The organism is Dyella sp. CR10, from assembly GCF_055814425.1.
This window is the reverse complement of record NZ_CP185986.1, coordinates 1,006,217-1,030,448: the sequence shown is the minus strand read 5'-3', so window position 1 is coordinate 1,030,448 and position 24,232 is coordinate 1,006,217. Positions and strand designations below refer to the sequence as shown.

Sequence of the window (24,232 nt, the reverse complement as noted above, 5' to 3'; positions counted from 1 at the left end):
CACCTCAGGCCGCAGCCAGCGCCGCGTTCAACTGATCGATATAGGTGCGGCTCACCCGCAACGGCGTGCCGTCGCGCAGCCGCAGCAGGCAGTCGCGATTGGCGAGCGGCTCCATCTCGGCGATGCGATCCAGCCGCACGATGGCGGAGCGATGAATGCGCACGAAGCAGGCCGGATCCAGACGCCCCGCCAGCTGGTGCAACGGCTCGCGCAGGAGATGCAGGCTGACGCCGACATGCAGGCCGGCGTAGTCGTCGCAAGCTTCGATCCAGTCGATCTCGCCGGCATCGATCACGGCGATGCGCTGACCGGTGCGTACCGTGAAGCGGCGCGCATACGAAGGCTTGGCGCCCGCGCCCGTCGCGCGATGACGGAAGGCCGCGCGGGCGCGGTCCAGCGCCTCGCGGAAGCGCTCGTCGTCGATCGGCTTGAGCAGGTAGTCCAGCGCCTGCACCTCGAAAGCACCGACCGCGAAATGATCGTAGGCGGTGAGCAGGATGGCCAGCGGACGTTGCGCCGGAGCGAAGCGGCGCAGCGCTTCCAAGCCGTCGATGCCGGGCATCTGTACGTCCATGAAGACCAGGTCGGGATGCAGGACTTGGATCTGGCGAATCGCTTCCTCGCCGTCGCCGGCCTCGCCGATCAGCTGCATGTCCGCATGCGCGGCCAGGCGGGCACGCACGCCGCCGCGCGCCAAGCCCTCGTCGTCCACCACCAGCACGCGCATCATGCGCTATGCGCCTCGGCCATGCGCAACGGCTGCGCCAGACGCAGCGGCAACGACAGGCCCACGCGACAGGTGCCGTCCTGCGCCAGCTCCAGCTGGAAGTCGTGCGCATCGGGATAGAGCACCGCCAAGCGCTGACGCACATTGTTCAGGCCGATGGCGCCGGTGCGGCCGTGCCGGCCATCACCGTGCGCTGGCACGCCGTCATTACGCAGGACGATGCCGAGGCGTTCGCCGTCGCGTTCGATGTGGATCGCCAGCGTGCCGCCGTCCACGCGCGGCGCGATGCCGTGACGGATGGCGTTCTCCACCAGTGGTTGCAACAGAAGCGGCGGCACCAGCGCATGCAGCACGCTCGGGCCGATGCGCATCTCCACATGCAGGCGGCGGCCCAGGCGCGCCTTTTCGATGTCGAGGTAATGCTCGGTGGTGGAGAGCTCTTCGGCCAGCGTCACTTCCTGCGCGTCTCTGCGCTCGAGCGAATCGCGCAGCAGGTCGCCCAGGCGCGCGAGCATGCGCGTGGCGTCCGTGCCTCGCCCTTCGGCGACCAGCGATGAAATGCTGTTGAGCGTGTTGAACAGGAAATGCGGCTGCAGCTGGTATTGCAGCGCGCGCAGCTGCGCCTCGCGGGCGAAGCGGGCGGCTTCGGCTTCGCGCAGGCGCGCTTGCTGCAGCTCGGTGTAGTGCAGCACCAGCGCATGGATCGCGCAGAACGCGATCAGCGCCAGCCAGCAGCCATCCAGGCCGGCGAAAAGGCGTCGCAGCGGCATGGGTTGAGCCAGTCCCAGCTGCACGGCAGCGTGGCCGGCGATGGCGTTATTGATCACCGAGGGTATGTAGGTCGCCACCAGCAGCACGGCGGCCGTGATGTACGCCGGCGTGCGCCGGCGCCACAACACCCGCTGCAACGCGCTCAACGGCACGATCCAGAACAGGTAGGCCGCCGCGAAGAAGGCGCGAAACGCGCCCGCATAGGCGTGGCCCAGCTCCGGCAAGGCCATCACGCCCATGCACAGGGTGATGGGCAGGCCCGCCACCAGGGGCAGCCAGAACGGAGGAAGCGTCGGTCGCGTCGGCAAGACGTGCATGGCGGTGAAACCCGAAAGTGCGCCGGCCGCTGCCGGTCCGGCGCACGCTAGCCCGAAGCTCAGCGCATGTCATCCATGATGACCGAATACAGCATGGCGCTGATCTTCCAGCCCTCCGGCGTGCGCACCAGCTGCCAGGTCTCGGCGCCGTGGTTGGTCGGCTTGCCGGACTCCAGGAAGGAATAGTCGAAGTACACCGTGGCGATGGTGCCATCGGTCTCGATGCGCACGTTGTCGAAGGTCTCCTCGATGGGTTTGGTCGCGCCGGCCACGAACTGGGAGAACTTCTGGTAATCCCCAGGCATGAATTGCCTGGCTTCGGGCTTCTTGTCCTTGATTTTGTTCCACGAGGCATCGTCGAGCCCCTGCAGCCACGAGCCGCCAGGCAGGAACAGCTTGCGCAGGCTCTCGCCGTCATGCGCTTTGATAGCGAGCTTGAACTGTTCGACCAGCTGCTGGATCTGGGCGCGGGAAGCGGATTGGCCGGCGGCGGGCGCGTCCTTGGCGTGGACGGGTACCGTCAAGGCGGCGAACAGGCAGAACGCGAGGGCAATCGATTTCACGGCGACTCCGGGGCGGCTGAGGTGGACCGAATTAGGCCCACACACCCGGCCAGCCGCCAGCGGAATGCGGCGATACGTTCGACTGAGGCGGCGAGTCGGTCTGGTACCGGTCCGTCGGCTCAGGGCAGCGTGGTCCCGGCGCGCTTGGCGGGCATCCACGCAAGCACCAATACGAATGCCAGCAGCGCCAGATCCAGCCACACGAACCAGTCGCCCCACTGCGCATAGAGCGTGCGGGAGGCATGCAGCGGAAGATCGCCCACGACTTCGGCGTCGTGCTCTTCGCTCGACGCTTCGGCCACCACGCGGCCACGGTCGTCGCTGAGCGTGAGGCGTCCGCTGCGCGCCGCACGGGCGATAGCGAAGCCGCTTTCGACGCCACGCATGATGGCCATGCGGCCGTGCAACCAGCCGTCGACGCCGAAGTCCCAGGCCGGTACCAGCAGCAGCTGGGCATGGCGTTCGGCGTAGGCGCGGCCGATGTCGTGGAAGTCCATATCCTTGCAGACCGCCAGACCGATGCGCGGCGAGCCATCGAGCATGGTGTAGCTGGTGCCTGGCGTGTACTGCGCCTCAAACCCGGGGATCAGGTGATGCTTGGCGTAGGTGGCCGGTGATGAGAGATCGGCACGAAAGACCCACTGCGCATTGCGTTCGCCGTCCGCCGCGCCTTTGGCATCGACACCCGCGGCCAGGATCAGGCCGTGGCGTTGCGCAGCGTCGGCAAACGCCGGTACCGACGTATCGGCAGTGGCGAACGAGGTTTCCGGCGTGACCACTACGCGCGCACCGGCGGCGGCGAGACGGTCGATCGCGGCCACGTAGCCTTGCTGCAACGCCTGCCCTTCCGGCGACGCCAGCGCCGGACGGATCGGCTTCTCCAAGGAAACCAGGCCAATGCGCAGCGACTCCACAGCCGGCGCGCGCAGCCGCGCCATGCCGAACACGAGGGTGGCGCCCAGCGCGAGGGTCACTATCGCGCTGACCGCGATCCGCGTACGGAGCGCGGTATCCCGCATCAGCGCCACCGCCCATCCGAGCGGCACCAGCATCAACAGAAAGCTGATGCCCCACAGGCCGGTGACGGACGCGAGCTGGAGGACCGGCAGCATGTCCATCTGCGTGTAGGCCATGTTGTCGAACGTCCCATGCGGAGACGTCAGCGCACGGACATACTCGATCGCCACCCACAGCGCCGGTGCGGCCAGCACCGCCGCGACGTGACGGCCGCGCAGCAGCAGGCGCCGGAACAGAAGGAGGCACAGCGCCAGCATGATGCCGGGTGCGAGCGTGGCGGGCACGATCACGCCCAGCGGCAAGGCGATGACGCCATGCAGGTAATGCCAGTGACTCAAGGCCCCGAGCACGCCGGCAGCAAACGCCGCCAGCGCAAGCCAGCGGGCCTGAATGCGCGGCGCGATCCACGCCAGCGGCAGCGGCGCCAGCCAGGTCAGCCAGGGTTGGGGGTGCAGGCTCGTGCCCAGATAGGCGAGCGCAGCGGACACGATCGTGGCGGCGAAAACCATACCGGCGCGCCGGAAGTCAACGTTTGATGCCATCGAAGGCGATTCCCAGTGAGTGAAGATAGAAGGCGCGGAACTGCTTGTCGTCGTAGCTGAAGCGCCCGGCGCGATACAGCGAAATCAGACCATGGGCGAGCGCCCACATCGTCATGGCGGCATCCCAGGGGTCGATGTCGCGCAGCACGCCTTTGCGCATGCCTTCGCTCAGTCGATCGGCGACGACGTTCAAGGTCGGCGAGCGGCGGGCGTGGAAATCGTCGGGAAAACGGCGGGCATCGTCGCGCCGCACGGAAAATGCGTGATCGAACATGTGCGGATGATCGAGCGCGTAGTCCAGATAGCGCTCAAAAGACTTCATCAATCCTTTGACGGTGTCCGCATGCCGCGACGCCGTCTCCCAATCCATCGCCACGCCTGCGAAGCTGTCGTCGGATATGCGCTTGAGCAGCGCCTCGCGATTGGGGAAATGCCGATAGATCGCCATCGGTGTGATGCCAACGGCCTCGGCGACGCGGCGCATGGTGACGGCGTCGGGGCCTTCGCGGTCCATCAGCCGATGCGCGGCGCGAAGGATCTTTTCGGGGGTAGTCAGCCTTGCCATGTATACAGTGTATACATGATTCTTCCCGCGGGAAGATGACCAACGGCAGGGGCGCCGTTTTCGTTGCCGCAGAAGGCGAGGCGGCGTCAGTCTCCGCCGGCCGACGCCTCGATCAACCGCCGGATCCGCCCGGCATCATCTGGCGTGAGCGGGTTGTAGACCACCATGGCCAGGTCGGGACGGCCGTCGACGGCGAAGGATGAGTACTCGACAGCGATGGTGCCGGCCGCCGGATGACGCAGATGCTTGGTGCCTTCGCCGTGGGCGTGGACATCGTGCTCCTTCCACAGCGCCGCGAAGTCGGCGCTGCGCTCGCATAACTCGTTCACCATGGCCTGCACGCTGCGCGCCGCGCCGGCGCGCGTCGCATCCGCGCGAAACGAAGCCACCACGAAACGCGCCACGCTTGCCCAGTCCGCCTGCCGCGCACGCGCGCCCGGATCGCAGAAGACGAGGCGGAGAATGTTGCGCTCCGCCGGCGGGAGCGTGCCGTAGTCGGTGAATACCGCGGCGGCCGCGCGATTCCAGGCGACCACGTCCCAGGTGGCGGTGCGTACCAGGGCCGGGCTCAGCACCAGCGCATCGAGCACGCGTTGCAGCCGCGGCGTCACGCTGTCGCGCCCCTGGTACTGGATCTCCGGCGGACGCCCCAGGGCGAGCAGGAACAAGTGCTCCCGCTCCACCTCGTTGAGCAGCAGCGCATGGGCGATGCGGTCCAGCACTTCGTCCGAGGGCGCGCCGCCCCGTCCCTGTTCCAGCCAGGTGTACCAGGTGGCGCTGACGTTGGCGCGTTGCGCCACTTCTTCGCGGCGCAGACCGGGCGTGCGGCGGCGTGCGAGCGGATAGCCCAGCGCGGCCGGATCAAGCCTGGCGCGGCGATCGCGCAGGTAGTCGCCGAGCAGATTGGCGGTGGCGGCTGGCGTGCTCATGCAAGGCTCATCCTGTTAGTTCCTATACCGGTAAGACATCACGACTTCATCCGGGTCGCGCGCGCGCGGAGGATGCGCGTACCCCAAAACCTGGAGAATGCATTGTGCGTGTCTTTGTCACTGGTGCGACAGGGTTCGTCGGTTCCGCCGTCGTCGATACATTGCTTGCCGCCGGGCACACGGTGCTCGGCCTGGCCCGTTCGGATGCGGCGGCGGCCGCGCTGGCCACGCGCCGCGTGGATGTCCATCGGGGTTCGCTGGAGGCGCCGGAAAGTTTCGCGGCAGGCGCCGCGGCCTGCGATGGCGTGATCCACACCGCCTTCAATCACGATTTCTCGCGCTTCGCGGAGAACGCGGCCGACGAACGCCGCGCGGTCGAAGCCATGGGCGAGGCGCTGGCCGGCTCGGACCGCCCGCTGATCTGCACCTCCGGTATCGGCCTGTTGTCGCCCGGCCGAGTGGGCAGCGAAGACGATGTCGCCAGCCCAGGCTCCTCCGCTTCACCGCGGGCGCCGACGGAGGAGCTAGCCATCGCGCTGGCCCGGCGCGGCGTGCGCTCGATGATCGTGCGGCTGCCGCCGTCGGTGCATGGCGATGGCGATCATGGCTTCGTGCCGTGGCTGATTCGCATCGCGCGCGAGAAGGGGGTTTCGGCATACATCGGCGATGGCATGAATCGCTGGCCGGCGGTGCATCGCCTGGATGCCGCGGAGGTTTACTCCCTGGCGCTGACTCGCGGCAGCGCTGGTTCGCGCTATCACGCGGTGGCGGAGGAAGGCGTGGCGACGCGGCGCATCGCGGAGGTGATCGGGCGGCGGCTTGGTTTGCCGGTGGTGTCCAAGCCGCGCGAGGAGGCGCAGGAGCATTTTGGTTTTCTTGGGCATTTCTTCGCGATCGATCTTCCGGCGTCGAGTGTGAGGACTCGGGTGTCGCTTGGGTGGGAGCCTGTGGGGCTGGGTTTGATCGAGGATGTGGATCGGGATGGTTATTTTCCGCGGGTGGCGGCGTGAGTTAGGGGGCGTCGCGCTGGGGGTGGTGGCTTGGGTGTTGTTGTGTTGGCGCGCTGGTGGAGGTGGCGCGACCTGGCTGCTTGCGTAGCGGGCGTTTGTGTGTGTCGCTCTGTTGGTGGGGTTGTCGCGATCTGGCCGCTTATGCAGCGGGCATTCCGGACGGCTGCCGCCGCCCGGGTCACTTTCTCTTTGCTGGCCCAAAGAGAAAGTAACCAAAGAGAAATGGCCTCAGAGCCAAGGCTCGTGGCTGGACTAAGCAGAGCAGTGGGCGGTCATGGCAACGGATTAACCTGAGTCGACGCGAGGCCACCGTGCGGTTTCGGAACGGGGACTTCGAGGCATCCGTAGTGGAGAGGACACAGGGAGATAGGTCGGGCTGGGCGATTTTCTGCGCCTGGTTGCTTCGTGCGTTGCGCGGATAGGTAAGGGTGTCGCTGGTGCTTTCGACTGAGGTGCTCGAAGCGGTGCGCTTCGTAGGGCCCCTCACCCCGGCCCTCTCCCCGGCGGGGAGAGGGAGAAGTGCGGTATCGCCGCAACGTGGCTCGGAGAGCGTCATGCAGCGGCGTGACGAGACGCCAAGGCAAACGTCCCTTATCTATCTCCCTGTGTCCTCTTCACCACGGATGCCTCGAAGCCACCGTTCCGAAACCGCACGGCGGCCTCGCGTCGCCCCAGGTTAATCCGTTGCCATGACCGTCCACTGCTCTGCTTAGTCCAGCCACGAGCCTTGGCTCTGAGGCCATTTCTCTTTGGTTACTTTCTCTTTGGGCCAGCAAAGAGAAAGTGACCCGGGCGACGGCAGTCGTCCGGAATGCCCGCTGCATAAGCGGCCAGGTCGCGACAACCCAAACAACAGCGCGACAACCCATATACCCCCCAACGAAAAAACACAGAAACCACAGCCCCACAAAAAAACCCCCATCAACCGCACACACACGCCCCATGCGGTTACGATCCAGCCATGACCCGGACCCCCACCCCAGGCCCACCCCAGGAAATCTCCCGCGGCTCGATGACCATCGCCGCCCTCTCCACCGTCGTCGAGTGGTACGACTTCACCCTGTACCTCTACTTCGCCACCGTACTCTCGCGCGTCTTCTTCGGCGGCGGCGAAACCTCGCTGCTGGCCACGCTCGCCGGCTTCGCCATCTCCTACGCCATGCGCCCGCTCGGCGCGGTCGTCTTCGGGCATATCGGCGATCGCATCGGGCGGCGCGCTACGTTGCTGCTGTCGATGACGCTGATGACCGTGGCCATGCTCGCCACCGCCTTATTGCCGACCTTCGAGCGGATCGGCCCGGCCGCTGGCGGCCTGCTCCTGCTGTTGCGCTGCCTGATGGCCTTCTCGGTAGGCGGGGAATACACCGGCGTAGTGGCCTATTTGCTGGAAGGCGCGCGTGAAGACCGGCGCGGACTGATCACCTCTTCCGCTTCCGCGGCGAGCGAAGTCGGTGCGCTGCTGGCGGTGGGTGTCTCGGCTGCGACGGTCGGCGCCATGAGCGTCGCCAACCTGGATGCATGGGGCTGGCGCATTCCGTTCTTCGTCGGCGCGGCGCTGGCCGGCGCGGTGTGGATCGCGCGTTCGGCGATGGAGGAATCGCCGGATTTCATGCGGCAGGTGAAGCAGCACACCGTGCCCGACTCGCCGATCCGCCATACGCTGGCGCACCATCGCCCTGCCCTGCTGCGGACGTTCGCCATCTCGGCGCTGGGCTCGATCACCTACTACGTCGGCATCACCTATGTGCCGGCGTTCCTCACTTCGGCTGCCGTACTCGACGAAAGCCGCTCGCTGTGGCTGTCGACCGTCGCCGCGGTGGCGGTGATCCTGGTGACGCCGCTGACCGGTGCACTGTCCGATCGCGTCGGCCGCCGCCCCGTGCTGATCGGCCTGGCGGTGGCCGGGGTGCTGTTGCCGCTGCTGATGTTCTCGCTGATGGCGCGCGGCAGCCTGACGCAGATTCTCGCCGGCGCGATGGTGCTGGCCTGCCTCGCCGGCGGCGTGAGCGCGGTCGGCGCGCCGGCCACCGCCGAGCAGTTTCCCGGCGAAGGCCGGCTGAGCGGACTGGCGCTGGGCGTGACCATGGCGACGGCGGTGTTCGGCGGGCTGACGCCGTTCCTCGCCGAGCTGTTCGTACGCATGACGGGGTGGCACGCCATGCCCGGCGCGATGATCGCGCTGGTGGCGATCATCGTGCTGCCGGTGCTGGTGCAGATGCCGGAGACCCATCCGATCCTGGCGAAGGCGTGGGCCTGGCGGCAGCGGCCGGAAGAATGAAGCGGCGGCGAGACCGCGTCTCGCCGCCACGCGTCAGCGATCGCGCCCCTTCCGATGCAGCGGCCGATGCGCCCAGCGCGGCACGATCAACCGCACGTCGGTTCCCTTGCCGCCATGCGAACGCCAGCGCAGTCGCGCACCGATGCAATAGGCGCGTTCGCGCATGCCGTCCATGCCCCAGTGGCCGTCGCGGCCACCCGCGCGCAGCAGGGCCGGATCGATGCCCTGGCCATCGTCGCTGACCGTCACGCGCAGGCACAGCCAGGTGTGCACGATGGTCACGGTGACATGGCGGGCGCTGGCGTGGACGAAGGCGTTGCGCATGGCCTCGCGCGCGATCTCGACCGCCTGCGCGACGACGTCGGCGTCCAGTTCACGCGGCCTGCCTCGCTCGGTCAAACTGAACGGCACGCCGTAAGTGGCGGCGCCTTCCTCGCCGGTTTCGCGCAGGGCGTCGGCCAGGCTGCCTTGGACGATCGCGCCGTGCCGCAAGATCATGATGCGGTCGCGGCCTTCGCCGAGAATGTCGCGCGCGCGGTCGGCCGCCGTTTCCATCTCCTGGCGCCGTGTCGCGGACAGCGATGCATCGGCGGCCCATGCCTGCACGCGCAACAGCAAGCCCTGGATGCCTTGCAGCAAGGTGTCGTGCAGCTCGCGTGCGATGCGTTCGCGCTCACCATGGCGCGCCTCGATGGCGGCCCAGGTACGCGCATGGACGTAGCGCGCACGCAGCAGGAAAGCCAGCCAGATCAGCGCCGCGAACAGCGCCAGGCAGACCAGCCGGAACCACGCTGACTGATGCCAGGCGGGCGCGATGACGAAGTCGACATGTGCATCATCCTGGCTGGGCACGCCATCTTCGTTGAATGCCTGCACGCGAAAACGATAGGTGCCGGGCGAGAGGTTGGTGTATGAAGCGCGACGGCTGTCGCCGGCATCCTGCCAATCCTCGTCCACGCCATCGAGGCGATAGCGGAAGCGTACGCGCTGCGGTTGCGTCATCGAGGCGGCGGTGTAATCCAGCTCCAGGCGGCGCGTCAACGGCGGCAACTCGATCGCGGCGCCGGTCGGATAGCGCCGGTCCCCGGCATGCACGGCGTCGATCGACACGGTGGGAGGCAGGCGGTTTTCCAGGATGTGCGCCGGATCGAGCCATGACACCGCGCTGTTGGTGGCGAACCAGAGCCGCCCGTCGGCGCCCTGCAGCAGCGTCGGCAACGGCCGGATCGAGGCAGGCACGCCCAAGCGGCCGTCGTCGGCGCCCAAGCGCAGGAACGGCACGCGATACGTCTCATCTTGCAGCGCCATGGCCAGGTCGTTGCCCTTCAGGCGATAGGCGCCATCGAACGCGTTGAGCCACAGATCGCCCTGCGCCGTCTCCACGATGCCGCTGATGCCGCGAAAATGTTCGCCGCCCTCGCCGAGCACGGGCACGAAGCGATCGCCACGCAGCGCGAACAGGCCATTGTCTCCGCCGATCCATACGTGCTCGCCGCGCACCTGGACCGCCGTGAGGCCGCCCGCCTGCAAGCCGTTTTCGGCGTCGTAACGCCGGATACCCTGACCCGAACGCACGATCAGCACATCATGCGGATAGGCCAGCCACAAGCGCCCCTGTCCGTCGTCGAGCATGCGCAGCGGCGGGCCTTCGGGAAAACCGTCGCTGCCGTCCTTGCGCGACCACTGGCCATGCGCGTAGCGATATAGACCATAGCCGGAGGCACTGACCCACAGCGCATCTTCCTCATCGAGCGCCAGCGCCTGAAACCGGTTGCCGATGTCCTTCAGCGCGGACGGCAGCGCGATGGCCTGCGTCTCGCCGTCGCGGTAGGCAGCGAGGCCGCGATACCCGCCCATCCACAACGTGCCGTGCCGGTCGCGCATCGCCGTGATCACCGCATCGGGCAGGCCAGGCTTCGAAACCGGCGACTCGCCGCCGAGGACGAACGGCGGCATCCAGGTATTGCCGACCCAGACGCTGCCGTCACCGCCTTCGACCAGAGCCGGGCTGCTGAAGTGGCCGGGAAAGGCTACCGGCCGCAGCTTGCTCGCGCGGAACTGGTCGAGTCCGCCGCCGGTGAGCACCCATACGTTGTGCTCCCGGTCCTCGAAGAAATCCATCACTTCGTCGCTGGACAAGCCGTCGGCGTGAGTGAAGTGTTCGGTGATATGCCGCTTTCTGCCCTGGGCGTCGGCAACCCAGCGATGGCGCTCCAGTCCCTCGCTCACCGACAGCCACAGTGCGCCGGACGAATCGGCCATGGCGGCGCCGTCGGTCGAAGCGTTGTAAAGCCGCGGCGGGTCGCCCTGCCGGCTCCACATCGCCACGATCGCGGCCTCGCGGTCCATGCGCCGGAAGCGCGTCGCGCCGCGATCGAGCAGCCACGCACCGGCCACGTCGATGATCCACAGCGTGCCGTCGATCATGCGCATGCCTTCCGGCTGCGTGCCGTCGTAGCCCATGGCCGGACCGACCGATTCCCAGCGGTCGCCCGCTTGCCGCGCCACCCCTTTTGTCGTGGCGATCCACAGACGGCCATCGGGACCGGGCAGGATGGCGAACAAGGTACCGTCGGGAATGTCCTTGCCGCCCTGATAGTGGGTCAGGCGGCCATGGCGCGCATACGTAAGGCCGCCCATCTTGTAGCCGATCCACAGGCCACCGCGCTCGTCACCGTACAGTGCCATGGTGCGCAGGTTCGGCAGGCGGCCCGGCAGGTCTTCGAAACGCACACCGTCGAAGCGCACTACCCCGCGCGAACTGCCGAACCACAGGAAACCATCGGAAGTCTGGGCCGCGCCGTTGAACGAGGCGGGCGCATCCTGCCGCTCGGCGTAGGCGGTGTGATGCAGCTCGGCGAGGGGGCGATCGAGCGGGCTGGCGGCGATGCGCGGCACGACGTTCACGTCCTGCGCGCGCAAAGGCAAGGATGCGAGCACCAGCCACGCCAGTACGGCGAGTAAAGCGAACGGGCGGCGGACGAGCTGCGAAGCCCACCGGCGTAGGTGATTCATGGAATGTCGTGCCTCGGGAAGCGACCGGCGCCGCTCAAGGCCGCCGGCCCCACACCATGCCAGCGCGGATGCTGCGCCGCAATAGCTGCTTTGGCCGAGGACCATCGCACCCGCGGATGCGGCATTACGGCAGCGACACCCCCGGCGTCCAGCCGCTGGCGGCAAGGAACGCCTTGGCGTCCTTCATCTCCAGAATGTCGCGCAGCGCGCGCGGCTTGTCCTTCGCGCGCAGGTAATACGCCTTGACGATGCGATAGCCCACCCAGTAGCCGAGATCGCCCGGCTTGGTCAGCGTGCCGTTGTAGAGCCAGGCCGAGAGATCGGTCTTGTCCTGGTCGGCGAGGAACGACGTTTCCAGCGCCTTCTCGCGACCTCGTGCCATCGCAGGCAAACCCGTATACGCGACACTGCCGGATATCTGTTCGCCGACGAATTCCGCCGCGCCTTCGAGCAGGGATTGCTGCAGCACCGTGGGCTTGTCCAAGCTGGACAGTTCAGGCGACTTCCGTGCTTGCTGCACGTGGGCATATTCGTGGGCCATCACATGGACGAAGCGGTCTTCCAGGTTGGCCTCGAGGTAGCTGACGCCACACAGGGCTTCCAGGCCGATGATGACGCCTTCCTTGTCGGTGACGCCCACCGGCTTGCCGCGGCCGACGGCGACGGTCGATGACGCCAGCTCCATCGATGGGTAGAGTTGCCGGAAACGGTCCAGCGCGGCGGCCAGTCGTTCGCGCACGCCAGGCAGCACCGCCATGCAGCGCTTGGCATCCGCGTAGACGGCTGGCTGCGCGACCAAGGACTTGGCGATGGATTCGCCGGTGACCTTGCGAATGCCGGCCAAGTGGTGAAGTCCCGGGGAGCCGGCATCCAGATAGTCATGCTGCAATTGTTCGGCGGTGGGATGGCCGCTGGCAGCGTCATAGAGCTCGTAGAAGCGGTAGACGTCGTCGACGGCGATCGGCGGTGTCGTTGCTGCTGCATGGGCAGCGCAGGTGTTGGCGAAAAGTGCGACGACTAAGGCGATGGAAGTAGTCCATCTGGTCATGGCGGGCCCCCTGTGGTGTGTGGGTGCTGCGGCCGGTCCTTCGGCAGCAGCGGCGGCGCGAGCCCACTCACCTTGCCCTCTCCGCGGCGGGGAGAGGGGCGCCGGCGCGAGGCCCGACGAAAGAAAAGGGGCCTTGCGGCCCCTTCTCGGTTACATGTTGCGGCGATACTCGCCGCCGACGTCGTACAGCGCGTGGCTGATCTGGCCGAGCGAGTTGTACTTCACCGCCTCCATCAGCTGCTCGAACACGTTGCGGCGTTCGCGCGCGGTGTTCTGCAGGACCTTCAGGCTGTCCGGGGCCAGGCCATTGCGAGCCTTGGCATAGGCCTGCACGTTGTCGATCTGCTGGCCCTTTTCTTCTTCGGTCGAGCGGATCAGTTCGATCTCAGTGGCGATCTCGCCGCCGTGGTCCTTGGGCAGGAAGGTGTTCACGCCGATCAGCGGGAGGCTGCCGTCGTGCTTCTTCTGCTCGTAGTACATCGACTCTTCCTGGATCTTGCCGCGCTGGTACATGGTGTCCATCGCGCCGAGCACGCCGCCGCGCTCGCTGATCGCCTCGAACTCGCGGTAGACGGCCTCCTCGACCAGGTCGGTGAGCGCATCGACCACGAAGCTGCCCTGCCAGGGGTTCTCGTTGAAGTTCAGGCCCAGCTCGCGGTTGATGATGAGCTGGATCGCCACCGCGCGGCGCACGCTTTCCTCGGTCGGCGTGGTGATCGCCTCGTCGTAGGCGTTGGTGTGCAGGCTGTTGCAGTTGTCGAACAGCGCGTACAGCGCCTGCAGAGTGGTGCGGATGTCGTTGAACTGGATCTCCTGCGCGTGCAGCGAGCGGCCGGAGGTCTGGATGTGGTACTTCAGCATCTGGCTGCGCGCGCTGGCGCCGTAACGCTCGCGCATCGCGCGCGCCCAGATGCGGCGGGCCACACGGCCGATCACGGTGTATTCCGGATCCATGCCGTTGGAGAAGAAGAACGACAGGTTCGGCGCGAAGTCGTCGATGTGCATGCCGCGCGCGAGGTAGTACTCGACGATGGTGAAGCCGTTCGAGAGCGTGAAGGCGAGCTGGCTGATCGGGTTCGCGCCGGCCTCGGCGATGTGGTAGCCGGAGATCGACACCGAATAGAAGTTGCGCACCTTGTGGTCGACGAAGTACTGCTGGATGTCGCCCATCATGCGCAGCGCGAACTCGGTGCTGAAGATGCAGGTGTTCTGCGCCTGGTCTTCCTTCAGGATGTCCGCCTGCACCGTGCCGCGCACGGTCTGCAGGGTTTCTTCCTTGATGCGCGCGTAGGTTTCGGCATCCACCAGCTGGTCGCCGGTGACGCCGAGCAGGCCCAGGCCCAGGCCTTCGTTGCCCTTGGGCAGTTCGCCGGAATAACGCGGGCCGCCGTGCGGTTGCAGCGCGGCGATCTTCTGCTGCGCTTCGGCCCAGCGCGCCGGATCGGCCTTGAGGTGCTTTTCCACGTTCTGGTCGATCGCGGTGTTCATGAACATCGCGAGGATGATCGGCGCCGGACCGTTGATGGTCATGGACACCGAACTGCTGGGCGCGCTCAGGTCGAAGCCGGAGTACAGCTTCTTCATGTCGTCCAGCGTGGCGACGTTGACGCCGGAGTTGCCGATCTTGCCGTAGATGTCCGGACGCGGCGCCGGGTCTTCGCCGTACAGCGTGACCGAGTCGAACGCGGTGGACAGGCGCGTGGCCGCGCCGCCCTGGCTGAGGTAGTGGAAGCGGCGGTTGGTGCGCTCGGGCGTGCCCTCGCCCGCGAACATGCGGGTGGGATCTTCGCCCGTGCGGCGGTACGGATACACGCCGCCGGTGTAGGGGTAATGGCCCGGCAGGTTCTCGCGCATCAGGAAGCGCAGCAGGTCACCCCAGTCCTTGGTCTTGGGCGGCGAGACCTTGGGGATCTTCTGGTGGCTCAGCGATTCGCGATAGTTCTCCACGCGGATCGTCTTGTCGCGCACCTTGTACTCGTTGTACTCGTCGGTGACCGACTTGTAGCGCGCCGGCCAGTCGTGCAGCAGGTGCACGGCCTCATGGCTCAGTTCCTTCACCGCCTGGTTGTAGCGCTGACGCAGCGTGAGCAGCGTGCGGTCGGCACCCTCTTCGTGCAGCGACGCGCTGTCGTAGCGCGACAGCTCGCGCGGCAAGCGCGCATCGCCCAGGTCTTTCAGCGACTCGTAGTAGTGCTGCGCCTTGCTGGCGAACTCGGCTTCGCGCTCGATCTGGGCATTGATGCCACGCCCCTGCTCGGCGATCTCGGCCAGGTAGCGCACGCGGCTGCCGGGAATCAGCACGGTGGCGCGCGGCTCCTTCAGCGAGGTGTCCAGATCCGGCGTCCATTTGGGCGCGGGCAGCGTGAGCTTGTCGCGCAGCAGGCGGCACAGGTTGGCGAACATCCAGGTCACGCCCGGATCGTTGAACTGGCTGGCGATGGTCGGGTAGACCGGCACCTCGTCGTCCTTCAGGGCGAAGGCGGTGCGGTTGCGCTTCCACTGCTTGCGCACGTCACGCAGCGCGTCTTCGGCGCCACGCTTGTCGAACTTGTTGAGCACCACCAGCTCGGCGAAATCCAGCATATCGATCTTCTCGAGCTGGCTGGCCGCGCCGTAGTCGCTGGTCATCACGTACATCGGGAAGTCGACCAGGTCGACGATCTCCGAGTCGCTCTGGCCGATGCCGGCGGTTTCCACGATCACCAGGTCGTAGGGCTGCGCCTTGAGGAAATCGATGCAGTCGTGCAGCACCACGCTGGTGGCGGCGTGCTGGCGGCGCGTGGCCATCGAGCGCATGTACACGCGATGGCTGCGCAGCGAGTTCATGCGGATGCGGTCGCCCAGCAGCGCGCCACCGCTGCGGCGGCGCGTCGGGTCCACGGCGAGCACGGCGATGCGCATCTCGGGGAAAGCATGCAGAAAGCGCAACAGCAGTTCGTCCACCACCGAGGACTTGCCCGCGCCGCCGGTGCCGGTGACGCCGAGCACCGGCGTCTGCTTGCCGGCCATCTTCCACTGCTTGCGCAGGTGGTCGAGTTCCGCCTCCGGCAGGTGGCCTTCTTCGATCGCCGAAAGCATGTGGCCGATCGAGATCTCGTCATCGATGTCCACGCGCGGCGCGACGGCGGTGGCCTGCTCCGCGCTGGCGCGCCGGTCGGCGGCCTCGCGAGTGCGGCGCATCACGTCCTCGATCATCTCGGTGAGACCGAGCTTCATACCGTCGTTGGGATGGTAGATGCGCTCGACGCCGTAGGCCTGCAGCTCGCGGATTTCCTCCGGGGTAATGGTGCCGCCGCCACCGCCGAACACGCGGATATGCGCGGCGCCGTGTTCCTTGAGCATGTCCACCATGTACTTGAAGTACTCGACGTGGCCGCCCTGGTACGAGGACAGCGCGATGGCGTCGGCGTCTTCCTGCAGCGCCGCGCGGACCACGTCTTCCACCGAGCGGTTATGGCCGAGGTGGATCACCTCCGCCCCCTGCGACTGGATGATGCGGCGCATGATATTGATCGCCGCGTCATGGCCATCGAACAGGCTGGCGGCTGTAACGAAGCGCAGGGGACGACTTTCGTGCACTGCAGCACTGGCGGAAACGTGCTGGGCGGGGGAACTCATGGCGACTCCGACTTCGATGTGCGTAAGACGCACAATTCTAGTGGGGATCGCCGTTAAGCGCTTGCTGCAGCGCGCGTACCTGAGCGTACGGGAACGCTAGACAGAGGCGCGCCGCGCATGCTTGAGATGCCGCGTGCGCGTCCGCCAGAACAGGAAGCCGGTAACGAGAAAGAACGCCGGCAACACGCCCGCCACGGCAATCAAAAGTTGCCACGGCGTGCCACCGACCGCAGCGGCGTGCACCGGGTAGATCTTCTCGCTCAGTTTCGTGCCGCTGCCCTGCCCTTGTGCATCATGCACGGACAGCACCGTGGCGGTGTACGGATCGACGGTCACGACGCTGCGGCCGACCGCGTTCCACTCTTCCGGTCCGCGTGCGCGGATGACCAGTGCCGCATTCTTTTCGCCAGGCAAGGTGATGCGGCGAAGTTCGGCCGCGGGCAACGCTGCCTGCGCGGCGGCGAGCGCATCGGCCCAGCGCAGCGGCGCATCGCGTGGCGGCACCGTCGGCACCTTCGGCGGCTTGCCGGGCTTATCGCCGAACAGCGCCGCGAGCGCCGTGCGTGTGGTGTCCTTGTAGACCAGCGTGACGCCGGTGAACGTGCTCAGCAGCAACAAAGGAAACAGCATGGCGCCCACGCTCTGGTGCCAGCTGCGCCAGCGACGCGTCGGCGGCTGCGCATACATGCTCACCGCATGGCGCCAATGGCCGCGGCGCGGCCACCACAGCGCGAGGCCGATCAGGATCAACGCCAGTTCGGCCAGGCCGAGAACTCCCAACGCCGTTTCGCCGTTCTTGCCGCCAAGCAGATGGGTGTGCAGATCGCGCAGCCACAGCACGGCGTCGTGGTCCTTGGAACGGACCAGCAGCTCGTGGCCGTCCGCCGGATCGAGATACACGCGCTGCTCGCCCGCCAGGTAGACCTGCCATACCGGCAAGACGGCGCTTGGCGTATCCACGCTGCGCAGCGGCGCCGGCCAGCGCGTGTCGTAGATGCGTTGCAGGACCGCCGCGCGCTGTTCCGGCGTGGGCAGTGCATGTTCGAACAGCGCCGGATGGCGCCAGCGCAGCAGTTCCGTCTGAAAGGCCAGCACCGTGCCGGACAGCGCCAGCACGGCGAAGGCGAGCCCCACGCTCAAGCCCAGCCAGAGATGCAGCCTGCGCAGCAGGTCGCGGGGGCGCCAGTGATGGGGTGTGGACGGACGGGGTGTGGACGACATGAACGATGGTGGTGCTGGATGAAGGTGCGCGACCTTAGCACATGGATGCGAATCGTTCTCATCCCACTCACCCCCGCGGGCTGGCGTGAGCCGCCGGCGACTGCGGGGGATGCGCGCCGGGACGAACGTTCGCGGCGATGGGGAATCGCCGGCGACTCACGCCAACCCGCCTCCGGGTGGCCGGAACGACCTCAATGCACGTAGTTGAGCGCGATCGCCGGCGTCACCGAACGTTGCGTGTTATGCCCGCCCGCCACCACGCGCACCCCGAACAGCACGCCGACATTCGGCGACCAGTTGTACTCGATGGCCGGCGCATACCCGACCGCGTCGCTATGCCCGGACTTGCGGCTCACGCGCACCGGCTCGGCCCCCGGCAGCACATCGAAACCCTTCACCACGGTGTCGCCGTTGTGGCTGTAGGTGACGTCGAGCGCCAGCACCCAGCGCGTGGTGAGGCTGTATTCGACGGCCGTGCCGACAAAGATGTTGCTGCCGCCGCGTGCATGGCCGCGAAAATCCTGCCCGGTGCCGTACGTGCTCACGCCTTCGACGTCCGCGCGCCCGGGCAAAGAGCCGGTGATGTTCAGGCGCGCACGCAGGATGCGCCCGTTCGGCATCCAGAAATAACTCTGCATGTTCACACCCAGCGTCGTCGCATACGCGCCGCCCCCCATGCCGTTGGCCGGCCGGCGCCCCAGGCGGTCGTAGCGGCCGGTCGGCAAGGCTTCCTGCAGCATCAGCGAAACGGTGGGCACCCAGCTGCCCTCGTGGAAACGATGCAGGCGGTACTGCGCCTGCAGGATCTGGTCGCCCAGACCGATGCCGGAACTGTTCGGGCCGCCGCTGACGCGGTTGTAGCCGATGATCGGGATCATGCCGACCGTCAGGCGATCGGTCAGTCCGTACAGCACGTAGGCGCGCGAACCGAACGCATCCACGCCGGGCGTCATCACGTCATAGATGTAGGGCTCGATCAGCATGTGGCCGGCAGGCAGCGTCTCGGCGCCATTGGCCAGCATGGGGCCGGTCCACCAGGCGTCGTCGCGCGACTGGCGGATCGGCCCCATGGCGTCCTGCGCCATGGCGGACGAGCCTGCCAGGCAGGCCAGCAGCCCGGCCGCCAGGAGCCGTCGCTTCGCCGTTCCGTTCGCCTTTTTCCCGTACGCGCCCATCTGACCCACGCCCATCTCCGTCACTCGCCCCGGCCACGCGCCGGCGGCCGTGACACTACGAATGGCAGTGGCCGCGGCGAATAGCCACTTGGCTATGATCCGGCATGACCACTTCGCCAGGTCCTCCGGAGCTCCCGCCATGCCCCGCGCCGCCACATCGTTCCTGCCGCCGATCGCCCTGGAAACGGGCAGCGGCGTGCCGATCTACCAGCAGCTGTCCGAGTGGTTCCGGCGCGCCATCGCCGATGGCCAGCTGCGTCCCGGCCAGCGCGTGCCGTCCACGCGCAGCCTGGCCAGCGAGCTGCGGGTGTCGCGGCTGCCGGTGCTCAGCGCCTATGAGCAGTTGCTGGCGGAAGGCTATCTGCAGAGCGCCGTGGGTGCCGGCACCCGCGTGGCGCAGTCGATCCCGGCCGGGGCGCTGAAACCGCCGCGCCCGAAGGCCTCCATGCCGCTGGCGACCGGCGGCACCGCACGCCGCGTGGCGCAACGCGTGGCCGCAATGCGGCCGTACGAGCAGACCTGGCTGGACAGCCAGGGCGCGTTCCGCGTCGGCCTGCCTGCGCTGGAACACTTTCCCTCCGAACTCTGGGCCAGGCTGCTGGCGCGGCATGCCCGTGCGCCCAGCGCCGAAGCGCTCGCCTACGGCGACGCGCGCGGTTGCCCGCTGTTGCGCGAAGCCATCGCCGATTACCTCGGCGCGATGCGTGCGGTACGCACCGACGCCTCGCAGGTTTTCATCACCACCGGCTCGCAGCAGGGCGTGCAGATCTGCGCGCATGCACTGCTGGATGCGGGCGATCGCGCCTGGCTGGAAGATCCGGGCTACCCCGGCGCGCGCCAGGCTTTCGGCACCGTGGGCGCGCGCGCCGTGCCGGTGCCGGTGGATCAGGAAGGGCTGGACGTGGCCGAAGGCATCCGCCGCGCGCCCGACGCGCGGCTGGCCTACGTGTCGCCCTCGCATCAGTTCCCGCTGGGCATGACGCTGAGCGCCGCGCGGCGCATGCAACTGCTGCAATGGGCGGCGCGCGCAGGCGCCTGGATCGTCGAGGACGACTACGACAGCGAGTACCGCTTCGGCGGCCGTCCGATCGCCTCGCTGCAGGGCCTCGATACGGACGCGCGCGTGATCTACGTAGGCACCTTCAGCAAGGTCATGTTCCCTTCCCTGCGCCTGGGCTACCTGGTGGTACCGAAGGACCTGGTACCCGCCTTCACGGCCTGCCGCGACGCGCTGGACACCTGCACGGCCACGCTGCCGCAGCTGGCCATGCACGACTTCATCCGCGAAGGCCACTTCGCGCGGCACATCCGCCGCATGCGCATGCTGTACGCGGAGCGCCGGGCGGCGCTGGTCGCGTCGATCCATGCGCATCTGCCGGACACGCTGGAAGTGATCGGCGCCGAAGCCGGCATGCAGCTGACCGCGCTGCTGCCGCCGGGCGTGGACGACGTGGCGCTGTCGCGCCGCGCTGCGCAAATGGGCGTGTCGGCGCGGCCGCTGTCGCCGTGCTACGCCGAACCGCCGGCGCGCGGCGGCGTGATCATGGGCTACGGCGGTGCCGACGCACACGCCCTGGACGAAGCGGTGCGCCGGCTCAAGAGCTGCCTTTGACCCGCATCCGAGGTCAGCGCTCGGCGACCTTTTTGCCATCCGTCTCATCGATCAACGCTTCCACCTGGATGCGCAACGCCACATCCATCTTGAAGCCGTAGTCCTTGCCCGCGCCCATGCCGAAGGCATCGCGTTGGAAGGTGGCGCCAGCGTCGGCGCCGCACAGCTCTCGTTTGAACATCGGGTGCTGGATGCACTTGAACGAATGGACGGTGAGCTCCAGCGGACGGGTCACGCCATGCAGAGTCAGTTCGCCCACCACCTTGGTGGGCTTGCCGTCGACGAAGCCGGCCAGCTTGCCCTTGTAGGTGGCGGTCGGGTACTTGTCCGTCTCGAACAGCTCCTTGCCCCGCGCGGCTTCGTCCATCTTGTCCAGGCCGAAGTTCACGCTGTTCATGTCCACCGTGATGTCGACGCTGCCCGTGCCAGCGTCCTTGTCCAGCGTGACCTTGCCGCTGGTGCGATTGAACTTGCCGCGCCATACCGACAGGCCGCCGAAGTGGTCGGCTTCGAAGCTCGGATAGGTATGCATCGGATCGATGGTGTAGGTCGCCGAGGCGGCGTGTGCGGCGGTGCCGGCGAGGGCCAGGGCGGTGGCGGCGGCGAAGCGATGCAGGGAACGGCGGGGCAGGATGCGCATGATCGGACTCCTAAGGGATGGACGTGCGGATGATCGCTTTACGCCGGCGCCATGGCCGGCTCGTCTGATCGACGAACCAGGGCGCCGCAAATCGACATCTCCCCATCTGGCGGCCGCCACGACCCTAAGGGATACTCGCGCCCTCACACCGCAGACAAGGGGATGTCGATGAAACGGTCAGGGATAGCGCTGTTGCTGGGCCTCGCTCTTTGCGGCACGAGCCTCGCGCAGAGCGCCAGCGCGGTGCGCAAGCAGGCCGAAGCCAGCATGCTGGTCAACGGCCATATCGTGCTGGCGCCGGACGGCAGCGTCCGTTCGTGCAGCCTCGATCAGCAGGACCGGCTGCCCGCGCCCGTGGTGGATCTGATCAAGCGCAATGCCGCGACCTGGCGCTTCGAGCCGATACGGGTCGACGGCACCGCGGTGGCGGCCGAAGCGCCCATGCATCTGCGCGTGGTGGCCTCGCCCACCGGCGATGGCGACACCTTTCACGTGCACCTTGCCGGCGCCACGTTCAGCGACGGCAAGGCGGGAACGGGCCCGGGTTTCAAGGAGCACAAGGCGCCGCGTTACCCAGAGGATGCGATCAGGAGCCGCGTGGCCGGCACGGTATTCCTGCTGATCCGCGTGCAGCCGGACGGCACGGTCGGCGACATCGCTGCCGAACAGGTCAACCTCACCGTGGTGGACAACGAAAGAGCCATGCGCCATTGGCGCGACGTTCTGGCGGAGGCCAGCATCCGGACCGCGCGCAACTGGACCTTCACCCGGCCGGCCGACGGCACTCACAAGAACGACGACAGTTGGATCGTGCGTGTTCCGGTGGCTTATCACCTCAATGAAATGGGCAAGATGCCGCGCTCCGAGTACGGCACCTGGCAGGCCTACATTCCCGGCCCCAAGGACCCGATTCCGTGGATGGAAGCCTATCGCCGCACGCACCCGGAAGAAGGGCTCGGCAGCGATGCGCTTCCCGACGAAGGGCTCTACCTGGTCGGCAGCGGCCCGCGCCTGATCACGCCGCTGAATCGCTCGTAAGAAGACGCCGAGGCAACTCGGCCGCCGGCCTGGCCGCCTCGGCCATCACGGATATTCATGCGTTGACACGACTGACGAAAGGGGGAAGTCGATGAAACGATGGGGAATGGAGTTGCTCTGCCTGGCGCTGTGCGGCATCGCCGCCGCGCAAGCCGCCGACACGGCGCCTGGGCACACCGAGGCCAGCCTGCTGGTCAACGGACATATCCTGCTCGCGCAGGATGGAACGGTCAGCGCGTTCGATCTGGATCATCAGGATCAGCTGCCGGCACCCGTGGTGGACATGATCAAGCGCAGTTCCGCCAGATGGCGCTTCGAGCCGGTGCTGGAGAACGGCGCGCCGGTCGCCGCGAAAGCGCCGATGCACCTGCGGATAGTGGCGTCGCCCGCGGCCGACGGACAGACCTTCCAGGTGCGGATCGCCAGCGCCACCTTCGCCAACGGCAGCTACGCGCATGGCGTGACCTACAAGGATCACAGCGCGATGCTCACCTACCCCGATGCCGCGGTCAGGGCCGGCATCGGCGGCACCGTGTTCCTGGTGTTGCGCATCCAGCGCGACGGCACGGTGGGTGACGCGGCAGCCGAGCAGGTCAATCTCGACCATACCGGCAGCGAAGGCGTCCTGCGCCAGTTGCGCAACGCGCTGGCCGAATCCAGCGTCCGCGTCGCGCGCAAGTGGGTATTCAATCCGCCCGCCGGCCCGCACAAGGACGACGATAGCTGGATCATCCGCATGCCCATCACCTACAAGCTGCAGACGGACCAGACCCGGGGTCCGCGGGATCTCGCCTGGCAGGTTTACAGCCCTGGCCCCAAGGCATCGATTCCGTGGCTGGACGAGTACCGCCGCACGCACAAGGAAGACAGCGTGGGCGCCGACGCACTGCCTGACGGCCTTCACCTAGTCGGCGACGGCCCGCACCTGATCACCGCGCTGGATCCGTCCTGACCGCCGCGCGCGGGCGCCGCTACGGCGTCCGCGCCTGGAACCGCGCCAGACCGCGGAACGTCTCGTGCTAGTAGCGGCTCATGTGCAGCTCCTGCCCCGTGCTCAGCACCACCATGTGGTAGGAACCAGGGATGGATGGCCTGGATGCGGTCGATGTTGACGATGGCCGAGCGGTGCACGCGGGCGAACCGGCGCGGGTCGAGGCGCTGCTCCAGCGCGGCCATGGTCTCGCGCAGTTCGTAGGCGTCCTTGCCCACGTGCAGGCGCACGCGGTTGCGGTCGGCTTCGATCCAGTCGATGCGCGCCACGTCCAGCAGGATCACGCTGCCGTCCACCGGGATCGGCAGGCGGCGCGCATAGCCCTGCTCGCGCCGCAGTTCCGCCAGGGCCTGCCAGACCTGCGCAGGCGCGGCCTGCCCGCCTTCTCCCGCCAGCCACCGCCGGGCGCGGTGCAGCATGGCGTCGAAGCGCTCGCGGCTGAAGGGCTTGACCAGATAGTCCACCGCATTGGCCTCGAACGCGCGTACTGCGTATTGCTCATAGGCGGTGACGAAGACCGTGGCGGGCAGCGCGTCCTCGCCGAGCGCGGCGGCCACGTCGATGCCGGTCATCTCGGGCATCTGGATATCGAGGAAAACCAGAGCGGGCGGATCGCGTCCAGGGCGCTGGCGCCATCGCCGAACTCGCCGACGATCGCGAACTCCGCTTCCTTGCGCAGCAGGCGCGCGATGCTGTGCCGGGCGATCGGCTCGTCGTCCACGATCAGCGTGCGGATGCTCAGGCCGCGGCGGCAACCGCCTGGCCGGTGCCTGCATCCCAATCCGCGTGTCCGCCGCCGTCGCGGCGATCTCGTGGAGAAGAAACATGCGTACGGTCCTGCTGCTTGCATTCGCCACCGCGCTGTCACGGCCGCGGCGCAGACGCGCTACCTGGAGATCTACAACGATGCGCCCGCCAGCATGGTGGCGCTGGCGGCCGCGCCGGCCGGCGGCGACGGCTATCGCGACCTGGCCATCGGCGACCGCCCGCTGCCGGGCGGCGGCCATGCCGTGACGGTCGAGCTGGATGGCCGCGAAGGCTGCCGCCGCGACCTGCGCGCGAGGTTCGCCGACGGCCGCGTACTGGTCAGCCGCGGCTTCGACATATGCAGGTATCGCAGCTATCACACCGCGCGCGCGTTGCCGCGATGAAAGG

General features: G+C 67.5%; 20 protein-coding genes. 6 read left to right on the top strand and 14 right to left on the bottom strand.

All coding sequences use genetic code 11. The features are described 5' to 3' along the window. Positions 1–4: 4 nt before the first annotated feature. From ACNR9O_RS04775 to ACNR9O_RS04750, 6 genes are all read right to left on the bottom strand, one after another. A complete protein-coding gene (locus ACNR9O_RS04775) occupies positions 5–730 on the bottom strand; it encodes a LytR/AlgR family response regulator transcription factor (RefSeq protein WP_473682409.1) in 726 nt (241 codons plus the stop codon). Further along, positions 727–1,815: a sensor histidine kinase gene (locus ACNR9O_RS04770; protein WP_473682410.1), complete on the bottom strand. Its 1,089-nt coding sequence runs from the start codon at positions 1,813–1,815 to the stop codon at positions 727–729. The genes ACNR9O_RS04775 and ACNR9O_RS04770 overlap by 4 nt, the downstream gene beginning before the upstream one ends. Before the next feature lie 59 nt (positions 1,816–1,874). After that, positions 1,875–2,378, bottom strand: coding sequence for a YybH family protein (locus tag ACNR9O_RS04765; protein ID WP_473682411.1), 504 nt, complete (start codon positions 2,376–2,378; stop codon positions 1,875–1,877). Between the two features lie 119 nt (positions 2,379–2,497). Beyond that, the gene (locus ACNR9O_RS04760) at positions 2,498–3,904 is read right to left on the bottom strand and encodes a nitrilase-related carbon-nitrogen hydrolase (protein WP_473682412.1); all 1,407 of its coding nucleotides are present in this window, start codon (positions 3,902–3,904) and stop codon (positions 2,498–2,500) included. A gap of 16 nt (positions 3,905–3,920) precedes the next feature. Then, positions 3,921–4,421, bottom strand: coding sequence for a TetR/AcrR family transcriptional regulator (locus ACNR9O_RS04755; RefSeq protein WP_473700705.1), 501 nt, complete (start codon positions 4,419–4,421; stop codon positions 3,921–3,923). Positions 4,422–4,588: 167 nt separating this feature from the next. Then, positions 4,589–5,431 carry a helix-turn-helix transcriptional regulator gene (locus ACNR9O_RS04750; RefSeq protein WP_473682414.1) on the bottom strand — a complete coding sequence of 281 codons (843 nt, stop codon included), beginning with the start codon at positions 5,429–5,431 and terminating at the stop codon, positions 4,589–4,591. Positions 5,432–5,535: 104 nt separating this feature from the next. Here ACNR9O_RS04750 and ACNR9O_RS04745 point away from each other — a divergent pair, with 104 nt between their 5' ends. Beyond that, complete coding sequence (locus ACNR9O_RS04745; RefSeq protein WP_473682415.1) at positions 5,536–6,441, top strand: SDR family oxidoreductase; 906 nt, start codon at positions 5,536–5,538, stop codon at positions 6,439–6,441. Positions 6,442–7,453: 1,012 nt separating this feature from the next. Beyond that, positions 7,454–8,719 (top strand): MFS transporter, encoded by a 1,266-nt coding sequence (locus ACNR9O_RS04740; RefSeq protein ID WP_473700704.1) that lies wholly within the window; start codon positions 7,454–7,456, stop codon positions 8,717–8,719. 33 nt (positions 8,720–8,752) lie between these two features. On the opposite strand, the gene ACNR9O_RS04735 is transcribed toward ACNR9O_RS04740, so the two are convergent. The 5 genes from ACNR9O_RS04735 to ACNR9O_RS04715 form a co-directional block, all read right to left on the bottom strand. Continuing rightward, positions 8,753–11,734, bottom strand: a complete 2,982-nt coding sequence (locus ACNR9O_RS04735) for a sensor histidine kinase (protein WP_473682417.1) — start codon at positions 11,732–11,734, stop codon at positions 8,753–8,755. A gap of 124 nt (positions 11,735–11,858) precedes the next feature. Beyond that, positions 11,859–12,782, bottom strand: coding sequence for a gliding motility protein GldB-related protein (locus ACNR9O_RS04730; RefSeq protein ID WP_473682418.1), 924 nt, complete (start codon positions 12,780–12,782; stop codon positions 11,859–11,861). A 150-nt stretch (positions 12,783–12,932) separates the two neighbouring features. After that, entirely contained in the window at positions 12,933–16,400 is a 3,468-nt protein-coding gene (locus ACNR9O_RS04725; protein ID WP_473682419.1) for a methylmalonyl-CoA mutase family protein, read from the bottom strand. 96 nt (positions 16,401–16,496) lie between these two features. Beyond that, positions 16,497–17,621, bottom strand: a complete 1,125-nt coding sequence (locus ACNR9O_RS04720; protein WP_473682420.1) for a PepSY-associated TM helix domain-containing protein — start codon at positions 17,619–17,621, stop codon at positions 16,497–16,499. A 191-nt stretch (positions 17,622–17,812) separates the two neighbouring features. Beyond that, positions 17,813–18,706 carry a hypothetical protein gene (locus ACNR9O_RS04715; protein WP_473682421.1) on the bottom strand — a complete coding sequence of 298 codons (894 nt, stop codon included), beginning with the start codon at positions 18,704–18,706 and terminating at the stop codon, positions 17,813–17,815. A gap of 229 nt (positions 18,707–18,935) precedes the next feature. Here ACNR9O_RS04715 and pdxR point away from each other — a divergent pair, with 229 nt between their 5' ends. Beyond that, complete coding sequence (gene pdxR / locus ACNR9O_RS04710) at positions 18,936–20,408, top strand: MocR-like pyridoxine biosynthesis transcription factor PdxR (RefSeq protein WP_473682422.1); 1,473 nt, start codon at positions 18,936–18,938, stop codon at positions 20,406–20,408. A gap of 13 nt (positions 20,409–20,421) precedes the next feature. On the opposite strand, the gene ACNR9O_RS04705 is transcribed toward pdxR, so the two are convergent. Then, on the bottom strand, positions 20,422–21,048 hold the full coding sequence (locus ACNR9O_RS04705; RefSeq protein WP_473682423.1) for a YceI family protein: 627 nt from the start codon (positions 21,046–21,048) through the stop codon (positions 20,422–20,424). Between the two features lie 168 nt (positions 21,049–21,216). On the opposite strand from ACNR9O_RS04705, the gene ACNR9O_RS04700 reads away from it, so the two are divergent. Together ACNR9O_RS04700 and ACNR9O_RS04695 are read left to right on the top strand one after the other, a co-directional pair. Then, positions 21,217–22,086, top strand: coding sequence for an energy transducer TonB (locus ACNR9O_RS04700; RefSeq protein ID WP_473682424.1), 870 nt, complete (start codon positions 21,217–21,219; stop codon positions 22,084–22,086). 91 nt (positions 22,087–22,177) lie between these two features. Then, positions 22,178–23,038 (top strand): energy transducer TonB, encoded by an 861-nt coding sequence (locus ACNR9O_RS04695; protein ID WP_473682425.1) that lies wholly within the window; start codon positions 22,178–22,180, stop codon positions 23,036–23,038. Here ACNR9O_RS04695 and ACNR9O_RS04690 read toward each other — a convergent pair. Then, complete coding sequence (locus tag ACNR9O_RS04690; protein WP_473682426.1) at positions 22,987–23,649, bottom strand: LytR/AlgR family response regulator transcription factor; 663 nt, start codon at positions 23,647–23,649, stop codon at positions 22,987–22,989. The genes ACNR9O_RS04695 and ACNR9O_RS04690 overlap by 52 nt on opposite strands. Then, a complete protein-coding gene (locus ACNR9O_RS04685) occupies positions 23,646–23,798 on the bottom strand; it encodes a response regulator transcription factor (RefSeq protein WP_473682427.1) in 153 nt (50 codons plus the stop codon). The genes ACNR9O_RS04690 and ACNR9O_RS04685 overlap by 4 nt, the downstream gene beginning before the upstream one ends. Positions 23,799–23,889: 91 nt before the next feature. On the opposite strand from ACNR9O_RS04685, the gene ACNR9O_RS04680 reads away from it, so the two are divergent. After that, positions 23,890–24,228, top strand: a complete 339-nt coding sequence (locus ACNR9O_RS04680; protein ID WP_473682428.1) for a hypothetical protein — start codon at positions 23,890–23,892, stop codon at positions 24,226–24,228. The last annotated feature ends 4 nt before the right edge of the window (positions 24,229–24,232 follow it).

Bases quoted from the DNA above. Each gene is read 5' to 3' on its own strand.
- ACNR9O_RS04740 (WP_473700704.1), top strand. From the start codon at position 7,454: ATGACCATCGCCGCCCTCTCCACCGTCGTCGAGTGGTACGACTTCACC.
- ACNR9O_RS04730 (WP_473682418.1), bottom strand. From the start codon at position 12,782: ATGACCAGATGGACTACTTCCATCGCCTTAGTCGTCGCACTTTTCGCC.
- ACNR9O_RS04755 (WP_473700705.1), bottom strand. From the start codon at position 4,421: ATGCGCCGCGTCGCCGAGGCCGTTGGCATCACACCGATGGCGATCTAT.
- ACNR9O_RS04695 (WP_473682425.1), top strand. From the start codon at position 22,178: ATGAAACGATGGGGAATGGAGTTGCTCTGCCTGGCGCTGTGCGGCATC.
- pdxR (WP_473682422.1), top strand. From the start codon at position 18,936: ATGCCCCGCGCCGCCACATCGTTCCTGCCGCCGATCGCCCTGGAAACG.
- ACNR9O_RS04700 (WP_473682424.1), top strand. From the start codon at position 21,217: ATGAAACGGTCAGGGATAGCGCTGTTGCTGGGCCTCGCTCTTTGCGGC.
- ACNR9O_RS04715 (WP_473682421.1), bottom strand. From the start codon at position 18,706: ATGGCGCAGGACGCCATGGGGCCGATCCGCCAGTCGCGCGACGACGCC.
- ACNR9O_RS04690 (WP_473682426.1), bottom strand. From the start codon at position 23,649: ATGACCGGCATCGACGTGGCCGCCGCGCTCGGCGAGGACGCGCTGCCC.
- ACNR9O_RS04720 (WP_473682420.1), bottom strand. From the start codon at position 17,621: ATGTCGTCCACACCCCGTCCGTCCACACCCCATCACTGGCGCCCCCGC.
- ACNR9O_RS04725 (WP_473682419.1), bottom strand. From the start codon at position 16,400: ATGAGTTCCCCCGCCCAGCACGTTTCCGCCAGTGCTGCAGTGCACGAA.
- ACNR9O_RS04735 (WP_473682417.1), bottom strand. From the start codon at position 11,734: ATGAATCACCTACGCCGGTGGGCTTCGCAGCTCGTCCGCCGCCCGTTC.
- ACNR9O_RS04770 (WP_473682410.1), bottom strand. From the start codon at position 1,815: ATGCACGTCTTGCCGACGCGACCGACGCTTCCTCCGTTCTGGCTGCCC.
- ACNR9O_RS04750 (WP_473682414.1), bottom strand. From the start codon at position 5,431: ATGAGCACGCCAGCCGCCACCGCCAATCTGCTCGGCGACTACCTGCGC.
- ACNR9O_RS04705 (WP_473682423.1), bottom strand. From the start codon at position 21,048: ATGCGCATCCTGCCCCGCCGTTCCCTGCATCGCTTCGCCGCCGCCACC.
- ACNR9O_RS04760 (WP_473682412.1), bottom strand. From the start codon at position 3,904: ATGGTTTTCGCCGCCACGATCGTGTCCGCTGCGCTCGCCTATCTGGGC.
- ACNR9O_RS04775 (WP_473682409.1), bottom strand. From the start codon at position 730: ATGATGCGCGTGCTGGTGGTGGACGACGAGGGCTTGGCGCGCGGCGGC.